This is a genomic window from Shigella sp. FJ200513 (genome assembly GCF_040495915.1).
Taxonomy (GTDB): Bacteria; Pseudomonadota; Gammaproteobacteria; order Enterobacterales; family Enterobacteriaceae; genus ECMA0423.
Map to the genome: position 1 here is coordinate 1 of NZ_JBDYCV010000216.1, position 2,189 is coordinate 2,189.

At 37.3% G+C, this 2,189-nt stretch carries 1 pseudogene; it reads left to right on the forward strand.

Annotated features, from left to right (window positions below):
• Positions 1 to 75 precede the first annotated feature (75 nt).
• Positions 76 to 2,114, forward strand: a pseudogene (sat, locus tag ABZJ92_RS21560) (serine protease autotransporter toxin Sat); the annotation flags it as partial.
• Between the last annotated feature and the right edge of the window lie 75 nt (positions 2,115 to 2,189).

Below are 2,189 nucleotides of genomic sequence, written 5' to 3' on the forward strand. Positions count from 1 at the left end.
GTCTAAAAACTAGTATTAAGACTATCACTTATTTAAGTGATACTGGTTGTCTGGAGATTCAGGGGGCCAGTCTACTCATACGGCATGATGATTTATAAAAATGATAAAACATTTCGTAATCTTGAAATATTCGGAGACAGCGGCTCTGGAGCATACTTATATGATAACAAACTAGAAAAATGGGTATTAGTCGGAACAACCCATGGTATTGCCAGCGTTAATGGTGACCAACTGACATGGATAACAAAATACAATGATAAACTGGTTAGTGAGTTAAAAGATACCTATAGTCATAAAATAAATCTGAATGGCAATAATGTAACCATTAAAAACACAGATATAACATTACACCAAAACAATGCAGATACCACTGGTACTCAAGAAAAAATAACTAAAGACAAAGATATTGTGTTCACAAATGGGGGAAATGTTCTGTTTAAGGATAATTTGGATTTTGGTTGCGGTGGTATTATCTTTGACGAAGGCCATGAATATAACATAAACGGTCAGAGATTTACATTTAAAGGAGCAGGAATTGATATCGGAAAAGAAAGCATTGTAAACTGGAATGCATTGTATTCCAGTGATGATGTTTTACACAAAATAGGCCCGGTACTCTGAATGTTCAAAAAAAACAGGGGGCAAATATAAAGATAGGTGAAGGAAATGTTATTCTTAATGAAGAAGGAACATTTAACAATATATACCTTGCAAGCGGAAATGGTAAGGTAATACTAAATAAAGATAATTCCCTTGGCAATGATCAATATGCGGGGATATTTTTTACTAAACGTGGTGGCACGCTAGATTTAAATGGACACAATCAGACTTTTACTAGAATTGCCGCCACTGACGATGGAACAACAATAACTAACTCAGATACAAAGAAAGAAGCCGTTCTGGCAATCAATAACGAAGACTCCTACATATATCATGGGAACATAAATGGCAATATAAAACTAACGCACAATATTAATTCTCAGGATAAGAAAACTAATGCAAAATTAATTCTGGATGGTAGTGTCAACACAAAAAATGATGTTGAAGTCAGTAATGCCAGTCTTACCATGTAAGGCCATGCAACAGAGCATGCAATATTCAGAAGCACAGCGAGTCATTGCTCCCTGGTATTTCTTTGTGGAACGGACTGGGTCACCGTTTTGAAAGAAACAGAGAGTTCATATAATAAAAAGTTCAATTCTGATTACAAAAGTAATAATCAGCAGACCTCATTTGATCAGCCTGACTGGAAAACCGGGGTGTTTAAATTTGATACATTACACCTGAACAATGCTGACTTTTCAATATCACGCAATGCCAATGTTGAAGGAAATATATCAGCAAATAAATCAGCTATCACAATCGGCGATAAAAATGCTTACATTGATAATCTTGCAGGGAAAAATATTACTAATAATGGTTTTGACTTCAAACAAACTATCAGTACTAATCTATCCATAGGAGAAACTAAATTTACAGGTGGCATCACTGCACATAACAGCCAAATAGCCATAGGTGATCAAGCTGTAGTTACACTTAATGGTGCAACCTTTCTGAATAATACTCCTATAAGTATAGATAAAGGAGCAAAAGTTATAGCACAAAATTCCATGTTCACAACAAAAGGTATTGATATCTCCGGTGAACTGACTATGATGGGAATCCCTGAACAGAATAGTAAAACTGTAACGCCGGGTCTCCACTACGCTGCTGATGGATTCAGGCTGAGTGGTGGAAATGCAAATTTCATTGCCAGAAATATGGCATCTGTCACCGGAAATATTTATGCTGATGATGCAGCAACCATTACTCTGGGACAGCCTGAAACTGAAACACCGACTATATCGTCTGCTTATCAGGCATGGGCAGAGACTCTTTTGTATGGCTTTGATACCGCCTATCGAGGCGCAATAACAGCCCCCAAAGCTACAGTTAGCATGAATAATGCGATCTGGCATCTAAATAGCCAGTCATCAATTAATCGTCTAGAAACAAAAGACAGTATGGTGCGTTTTACTGGTGACAATGGGAAGTTTACAACCCTTACAGTGGACAACCTTACTATAGATGACAGTGCATTTGTGCTGCGTGCAAATCTGGCCCAAGCAGATCAGTGAGGTGTACTGGCAATAGCGGACACTACCATTTGTTCTTTTTTTAAGCAGCCATCTGATGATATTTTTCCCTGA